Origin of the sequence: Dietzia maris (genome assembly GCF_014144855.1) — a bacterium.
Taxonomy (GTDB): domain Bacteria; phylum Actinomycetota; class Actinomycetes; order Mycobacteriales; family Mycobacteriaceae; genus Dietzia; species Dietzia kunjamensis.
Genome location: NZ_JAALDN010000252.1, coordinates 20,399 through 28,128, shown reverse-complemented (window position 1 = coordinate 28,128; position 7,730 = coordinate 20,399). Strand labels below are relative to the sequence as shown.

Genomic DNA, 7,730 nt, shown 5'->3' with positions numbered 1-7,730 from the left:
GTCATCGGGACCCGTGTGGGACAGCGACGCCACCTGATCCGCCCTCACGACCGGGCCCGGCGTCGCGTCCGGCCCGACCCGCGGCGGACAGACGGCACGAACGGCCGGGGGCTGAGCCCCCGGCCGTCGCCGTCCGTCAGAGGTGCCGGGTGGTGTCGATCCCGAGGTTCATCCCCGCCAGGCCCCGGGGGCGCACGGCCAGACCGTCCGCGATCTCGCGGTATGCGCGCCCGGACGGCGAATCCGGCTCGGCGAGGACGATGGGCGTGCCCTCGTCCCCGTGCTCGCGCACGGCCTGCTCCAGGGGGACCTGACCGAGCAACGTGACGGGTGCACCGACCGAGCGGGACAGATTGGCCGCCACCTCGGCACCGCCGCCGGTGCCGAAGACATCCATCCTGGTGCCGTCGGGCAGCTCGAGCCATGACATGTTCTCGATGACACCCGCGATGCGCTGACGGGTCTGCAGCGCGATCGATCCGGCCCGCTCGGCCACCTCTGCGGCAGCCTGCTGGGGCGTGGTGACCACGAGGATCTCCGCGGAGGGGATGAGCTGCGCGATCGAGATCGCCACATCGCCCGTGCCGGGGGGCAGGTCCATCAGCAGGACGTCGAGATCACCCCAGTAGACGTCCGCGAGGAACTGCTGCAACGCCCGGTGGAGCATGGGCCCGCGCCACACAACCGGGGTGTTGCCCTTCGTGAACTGTGCGATCGAGATGACCTTCACGTCGTGCGCGACGGGCGGCAGGATCATCTGCTCCACCTGGGTCGGTCGCGCGTCGGTCCCCAGCATCCGCGGGATCGAGTGGCCGTAGATGTCGGCGTCCAGTACACCCACGGAGAGCCCCCGCGAGGCGAGGGCCGTGGCGAGGTTGACCGTCGCGGTGGACTTGCCGACCCCTCCCTTGCCCGAGGCGACCGCGTAGACGCGGGTCAGGTTGCCGGGCTGGGCGAACGGGATGACGGGCTCCGCGGCATCCCCGCGCAGGTGCTTGCGCAGTTCGGTGCGCTGCTCGTCGCTCATCACGTCGAGCTCGACAGCGATCTCGCCGACGCCCGGGACGTCGGCCACCGCCGTGCGGACACGGTCGGTGATGGTGTCCCGCATCGGACAGGTGGCGACGGTCAGGTAGATGCCGATGTCGACCCGGCCCGTGGCGGGGTCCACCTCGACACCCTTGACCATGCCGAGCTCCGTGAGCGGCTTCCGGATCTCCGGGTCGTCGACCTTCGCCAGGGCGGCCCGGATCAGTTCTTCGCTGGGTGCACTCATGATGCCCCGAGTCTAGGCGTCACGGCACCGGGTGACGATTCAGGCAGGCGGCGACGGCACGCAGAACGGAGGTATGCAGGGCAACTCGATCACGGGCAAACCCGGTAGCGCCGGAGCCGGGGGCGCCACCGCCGGAGGCGCCGGGCGTTCGGGCGACGGCGTCGGAGTCGGCGTCGCCGACGGCGAAGGAGAGGCGCTGGGCGCGGGCGGGGCCGGAGTCGTCGGGGGCTCGACCTCCGTGCAACCGGGCACCGGGGCCTCGGGCTCACCCGGAGCAACGGGCTCGGGTGCCTCGGTGGGCTCGCCCTCCCACCCCTCGGGGCATCGCTCGGGCGGCTCCGGGGGTTCGATGGTGGGTTCGGGCTGGTGGATCTCCGGCAGGTCCGACGGCAGCGGGACGGCGTTGACCGCATAGCCGTGGGCCCAGGCGTTCACGTTGGCGACATAGGCCAGCGAGTTGTTGTAGGCCAGGACCGCCCGGGTGCGGGCGGCGGGATCGGCCATCGATCCCCCCTGCCCACACAGCAGGGACGCCGCCGACAGCGCGCCGTCGTAGATGTTGTTCGGATCGGCCACCCCGTCGTCGTTGGCGTCGCGACCGAGACCGGCCCAGGTCGAGGGGATGAACTGCACGGGGCCCACCGCGCGGTCGAACTCCGCATCGCCGTCGAACCGGCCCCCGTCCGTGTCGGTGATGACGGCGGTTCCCGGAAGGCTCCCATCGAGGCGGGGGCCCAGGATGCGGCCGATGGTGTTGCCGTGGACGTCGAACCGACCACGTCCCTGGTTGGACTCGACCTGGCCGATACCGGCCAGGAGAGTCCAGTCCATCTCGCAGGCGGGCTTCTCCGCATTGAGGCGGTCCGCGGCGCGGTGATAGGCGTCGAGGGCGATGCCGGGGATGCCCAGCGGCCCGTCCGGGATGGTCGCCGGCTCGATGTGGGCGGCGCCGGGGTCCTCCGGTGCGGCCGGTTCCTCCTCCGGGGACGGCTCTGTGGTGCGGGAGGTGGCGGGAGCCTCGGTCACCGTCGGCGTGCTGGGCGCGTACTCGGCCAGCGGAGTGATGTCCGGCGGCGCGGGGCGACTGGTGTCCATGTTCAGTCCCACGGCCGACAGCACAGCGATCGCGCTGGCGGTAACGGCGGCACTGGTCAGAACCCGGCGATCGGCGTTGTGCGCAAAACGGCGCAAGACTTCCCCCTACGACTTCCCGGTCGGCCCAGCGAACGTGCTGCGCCCCACGACGTTCCGTCCCGGCCGAGGCTACCCCCGGCCCTTGACGTCTGAATCGGTTTTGTTGTGATCGGCGTTACACGTCCCGGGTTCGAGGCCGGAGAGGAGGGTCTCGATCCGCTCGACGGAATCACGGAGGTCGTCGAGCTCCCGCCGGAGGTAGTCGCGGGTGACCGTCTCACCGACGGAGAGCCGGACCGAGGCGAGTTCCCGGGCGAGGAACTCGGTGTCCGCCTTGGTCTGCGTGGCGCGGAGGCGATCCTCCCTGACGGACTCCTTGTCGCGGTCCTCCTGCCGGTTCTGTGCGAGCAGGATCAGCGGAGCGGCGTAGGCGGCCTGCGTCGAGAACGCGAGGTTGAGCAGGATGAAGGGATACGGGTCGAAGCGCAGGGCGACCACCGCGACGTTGATGATGATCCAGACGATCACGATGATCGTCTGGATCAGCAGATATGTGCCGGTCCCGAAGAACCGCGCGACGGACTCGCTGTAGCGGCCGACCGCGTCTGCGTCGAAGCTGATCCTCGGTCTGCGCGAGGTCACCGGCATCGAGAGCGAGGACCGCACGGTGGGCTCGCTCATCGGGTCGCCTCCCTGTCGTCGTGCAGGTCCATGTCCCGCCAGTCGTCCGGGAGCACATGGTCCAGCAGATCGTCGACCGCCACCGCGCCGAGCAGGTGTCCCTCGTCGTCGACCACCGGCCCGCACACGAGATTGTAGGTGGCGAAGAACCTGGTCACGGCGTCCGTCGAGTCGGACGGGCGCAGCGTGGACAGGCTGGTGTCGACGGTCTCGGCCACCATCATCGACGGCAGCTCCCGCAACAGCGCCTGGATGTGGACGCATCCGAGGTACTTGCCCGTCGGTGTCGCGGTGGGGGGCCTCACGACGAAGACGAGGCTGGCCAGGGCCGGGCTGAGGTCGGGGTTGCGGCAGTGGGCGAGGGCCTCGGCCACCGTCGTCTGCGGAGACAGGATGATCGGCTCGGGGGTCATGAGCCCGCCCGCGGTGTCCGCGTCGAACGTGAGCAGACGCCGGACGGGAGCCGAGTCCTCGGGGTTCATGCGTTCCAAGAATGACTCGGCGTCCTGCTCCGGCAACTCGCCGAGCAGATCGGCCACGTCGTCGGGGTCCATCGCCTCGAGCACGTCCGCCGCGCGCTCCAGCTCGAGCCGGGTGACGATCTCGGTCTGCTCGTCGTGGGGCAGTTCCTGCAGGATGTCGGCCAATCGCTCGTCGTCCAGTGTCCGGGCGACCTCCAGCCGACGGACCTCCGGCAGTTCCCGCAGGGCGTTCGCGACGTCGGCCGGGCGCATGTCGGCATAGTGCTCGACCAGGCTCTCGGCACTGTGTTCCGGGGTGCCGATCGCGTCGTCGTCGAGTCCCCGGATCCGGCTCCACGGATGGATCGACACCTCGCCGCGGCGGCCGAGCGAGGCGCGCCCGCGTCGTGCGCGTACGGCGAGTCGGGAGACGAGCCAGTCCCTCGAGCGCTGACGCTCAATCTCCACGTCGACCACCTGGTAACGGATGTCCTTCTGGTCACCGCCCGACTTCTCCGAACCGAGCTGGTCCCGCTCGACTCCGATCACGGAGTCCACCAACGCCCCGAGCACCAGGTTCTCCCCGGGTCGGGACTGGAACCGGTGCAGGTTGATGGTGCCCGAGACCAGGGAGACGGACCGGGGGTCGATCGAGGCGACCCTGAGCATCGGCACGAAGATCCTGCGACGCGTGGGTAGTTCGACCACGAGTCCGATCACCCGGGGGGGCTTGTGCCGAGACCGCATCGTCACCACGACGTCCCGGATCCGTCCGATGTCGTCCCCGTCAGGGCCGATCACCGGTAGTCCGGCTAGCCTGGCGACGAAGGCCTTGTTGAGGTTCGCCATGTCGACCAGGCTAGTCACCCACGGGCGGCGCCCGCCCGCCATACCGGACGTAAGGGAGTGCCACTCACGATGACCGCAGCCCCCCACGCGACACCCGCGCCATCGGAGGACGCCGCCGCGGCGCTCGCCGAACTCCGTGCCCGTCCCCGGCGCACGGTACTGGCCGTGCCCGGCAGCAGTGTCAAGATGATCGACAAGGCCAGGGGACTGCCGGTGGACGAGGTCTTCCTGGATCTCGAGGACGCGGTGGCGGGTCCCGCCAAGGAGGAGGCCCGCCAGAACGTGGTGGCCGCCCTGAACGGCGGGGACTTCGCCGCACCCACGGTGGTGGTGCGCGTCAACGCGTGGGACACCGAGTACACGGTGCGGGACGTCACCGAGATAGTCGGTCGCGCGGGTGCCCGCGTCGACGCACTGTTGCTGCCGAAGGCGCGCTCCGCGGCGGAGGTCGTGGCCCTCGACCTGGTGCTGACCCAGGTCGAGAAGGCGGCGGGCCTACCAGTCGGGCACATCGGCATCGAACCCCAGATCGAGGACGCCCTGGGGCTGACCAACATCGATCAGATCGCGACGGCCAGTCCGCGTGTCCTGACGCTGGTGTTCGGTCCGGCCGATTTCATGGCCTCCGTCGGGATGCGCACCCTCACGGTCGGGGAGCAACCGGAGGGTTACGCCCCGGGTGACGCCTACCACCACGTACTCATGACCATCCTCGTCGCCGCCCGCGCCCACGGCCTCCAGGCGATCGACGGGCCCTTCCTCAAGGTGCGGGACGTGGAGGGGTTCCGCCGTGCGGCCGCTCGCACCGCAGCACTCGGCTTCGACGGCAAGTGGGTGTTGCACCCGGCCCAGGTCGACGCGGGCAACGAGGTGTTCAGCCCCCGCCAGGAGGAGTTCGACCAGGCCGAGGCCATCCTCGCCGCCTACGCGCGGTCGACGTCCGTCGAGGGAGGTGCTCGCGGTGCGGTGATGTTCGGCGACGAGATGCTCGACGAGGCCAGTCGTAAGATGGCGATGGTCGTGTCCGCGCGGGGTCGTGCGGGCGGGATGACCGTGACGGATCAGGCCGGTGCAGGAACGGACCCGGAAGGACGGACATCATGAGCTCTCGCGTGAATCCGGCAGGCGGTAGGACCCGGGCTGGTCAGACCCCGGGCCTGCCCACGCCGCCGACCGGTTGGGTGGTCGGGTCGTACCCCACCTACGCGCAGGCCCAGGCCGCGGTCGATCATCTCGCGGACGAGGAGTTCCCCGTCCACGAGGTCACGATCGTGGGAGTGGACCTGATGCAGGTCGAGCGGGTGACCGGCCGGCTCACATGGCCCAAGGTCCTGCTCGGTGGCCTGGCCACCGGCGCCTGGCTCGGGCTGTTCATCGGCCTGTTGCTCGGCATCTTCACGCAGCCCATGTGGGGAGTCGTCCTGACGGGCCTGGTGGGCGGGTCGGTGTTCGGGGTCGTCTCGGCCTCGCTGTCCTACGCGGCCACCCGCGGCAAGCGTGACTTCGCGTCCACCTCGCAGCTCGTCGCGGGACGGTACGACGTCCTGTGCGAGCCCGCCAACGCGGAACGGGTGCGCGACGAGCTCGCCCGCCTCGGGCTGAAGTAGTGCTGCCCGGCGGTCCGACGAGCTCCTCGGACGTGCTCTCCGTGGTGCGGGCGCATCTGATCGAGCACCACGGCCCGGAGCCCCAGGAGGCGTCGGTGACATTCCTCGGCGCGTCACCGATCAGGATCCTGCGGTTCGTGGACATCGAGTCCGGCGTGGTGCGGTATGTCTCGCTGGGGTGCTCAGCCGAACCGATGGGGGACCCCTCGGCCCTCGTTCCCGACCCCACCGCGCCGCGGGCGGAGCTGAGTCTGATCCTGCGTGGCGGGGTGGACGGTCTGGTCCGCGCGCTGGCGGTGCTCGCGGCCGCACCCGCGGTGGAGGGCCTCGTCCTGTCGGAGGGAGCACTGATCGACCTGGGCGAGCCGCTCTGGCCGGGCGCGTCGTTCACGGGGGTCGTCCTGCGGGCTCCGGAGATCCCGGACGTGCCGTTGCCCGGTGACGCCGCGCCGGTCACCGTGTTCCGGGCCGTTCCGGTCACCCACACGGAGGCGGCGTGGGTACGGATGAAGGGCGCGGCGGAACTGGAGGAGGCGTGGGCGGAGGCCGGCATCGATGTCACCGATCCCGGGCGCTCGGCGGTCAACCCCGGGCTGAACCGCTGATCACAACCAGCGGTTCCGGCGAAACAGCAGGAAGAGCCCGGCGCACATCGCCACCATGATCCCCAGCACCACGAAGTACCCGTATCGCGCCTCGAGCTCCGGCATGTGGCGGAAATTCATGCCGTAGACGCCCGCGACCATCGTCGGTACGGCCGCGATGGCGACCCAGGCGGAGATCTTGCGCATGTCGGTGTTCTGTTGGACCCCGACTATCGCCGCCGCCGCGCTGACGAGCGAGGTGCTCTGCTCGTCCAGGGTCGCGACCACCGCTGCCGCCTGTGCGTGGTGGTCCTGGACGTCGCGGAAGTAGTGGCGGGCCTCGGCAGGGACGAGGTCGAGATGATCGACCGACAGGCGTCGCAGGGGCGTGGTCAACGGCCCGATGACGTGTTTGAGTTCGAGTAGCTCCCGCTTGAGGACGTAGATCTGTTCGATGTCCACCCGGGTGCGCGGCGTGAAGAGCGCCGACTCGAGTTCGTCGATGTCCGCGGCCATCCCCTCAGCGGCCTCGATGTAGCTGTCGACGACACGGTCCGCCACGGCGTGCATCACCGCCGCCGGCCCGATCGCGAACCGTTCCGGCGAGTACCCGGGCGCGCCGACGAGGTCCGTGGGGGTGATCTGGTCCCCGTGACGGACGGTCACCACGAAGTCCCGGCCCAGGACCACCATCAGCTCGCCGGTGGACACGATGTCGCTGACCTGCGTGACCGTCTCGTGGGCCAGGTACCGCACGGTCGACATGTTGAGCACGAGAGCGTCGTCGTAGGCCTCCAACTTGGGACGCTGCCGGCCACTGGTCGCGTCCTCGATGATGAGCTCGTGCAGCCCCAGGTCCCGGGACAGCGCCTCCATCTGGTCGCGCCCCGGGGCATCGAGGCCGATCCAGACGAAGCCTCGACCGGCGTCGCGTACACGGCGGATCGCCTCGCGGTGCGGGACCCGGCCGCGTTCACCGACACCGTCGGTGTAGATGACGCAGTCCACGGTCGCGTGGTGAGCCGACCCGGCCGGGCCTCGTGGCGTGGCATCTGCTCGGGTTGTCGACGGCCGTCGTGGTGGGATCGCGGGCACCCGGTCCCCTTTCCTCGTCTCGCCTGACAATATCCGCCGTGCG

8 protein-coding genes are annotated in these 7,730 nt (G+C 70.2%); 3 read left to right on the top strand and 5 right to left on the bottom strand.

Annotation, left to right across the window (positions count from 1 at the left end; genetic code table 11):
• Positions 1–136 precede the first annotated feature (136 nt).
• From G6024_RS08945 to G6024_RS08930, 4 genes are all read right to left on the bottom strand, one after another.
• Positions 137–1,276, bottom strand: coding sequence for an Mrp/NBP35 family ATP-binding protein (locus G6024_RS08945; RefSeq protein WP_067718407.1), 1,140 nt, complete (start codon positions 1,274–1,276; stop codon positions 137–139).
• Between the two features lie 39 nt (positions 1,277–1,315).
• A complete protein-coding gene (locus G6024_RS08940; protein ID WP_235027827.1) occupies positions 1,316–2,371 on the bottom strand; it encodes a lytic transglycosylase domain-containing protein in 1,056 nt (351 codons plus the stop codon).
• A 168-nt stretch (positions 2,372–2,539) separates the two neighbouring features.
• Positions 2,540–3,091, bottom strand: coding sequence for a DUF1003 domain-containing protein (locus tag G6024_RS08935; RefSeq protein ID WP_067718401.1), 552 nt, complete (start codon positions 3,089–3,091; stop codon positions 2,540–2,542).
• Positions 3,088–4,401 carry a magnesium transporter MgtE N-terminal domain-containing protein gene (locus tag G6024_RS08930; protein WP_119191780.1) on the bottom strand — a complete coding sequence of 438 codons (1,314 nt, stop codon included), beginning with the start codon at positions 4,399–4,401 and terminating at the stop codon, positions 3,088–3,090. Before G6024_RS08930 ends, G6024_RS08935 begins: the two co-directional genes overlap by 4 nt.
• A 69-nt stretch (positions 4,402–4,470) precedes the next feature.
• Between G6024_RS08930 and G6024_RS08925 the strand changes: the two genes are divergently transcribed.
• From G6024_RS08925 to G6024_RS08915, 3 genes are read left to right on the top strand one after another with little or no spacing between them, the layout of a single operon-like run.
• Positions 4,471–5,505: an HpcH/HpaI aldolase/citrate lyase family protein gene (locus tag G6024_RS08925; RefSeq protein ID WP_132060899.1), complete on the top strand. Its 1,035-nt coding sequence runs from the start codon at positions 4,471–4,473 to the stop codon at positions 5,503–5,505.
• Positions 5,502–6,008 carry a YflT domain-containing protein gene (locus G6024_RS08920; RefSeq protein WP_182640350.1) on the top strand — a complete coding sequence of 169 codons (507 nt, stop codon included), beginning with the start codon at positions 5,502–5,504 and terminating at the stop codon, positions 6,006–6,008. The genes G6024_RS08925 and G6024_RS08920 overlap by 4 nt, the downstream gene beginning before the upstream one ends.
• Complete coding sequence (locus tag G6024_RS08915) at positions 6,008–6,613, top strand: suppressor of fused domain protein (RefSeq protein WP_235027826.1); 606 nt, start codon at positions 6,008–6,010, stop codon at positions 6,611–6,613. The genes G6024_RS08920 and G6024_RS08915 overlap by 1 nt, the downstream gene beginning before the upstream one ends.
• Here G6024_RS08915 and G6024_RS08910 read toward each other — a convergent pair whose 3' ends face one another.
• The gene (locus G6024_RS08910; RefSeq protein ID WP_182640349.1) at positions 6,614–7,687 is read right to left on the bottom strand and encodes a magnesium and cobalt transport protein CorA; all 1,074 of its coding nucleotides are present in this window, start codon (positions 7,685–7,687) and stop codon (positions 6,614–6,616) included.
• Positions 7,688–7,730 lie beyond the last annotated feature (43 nt).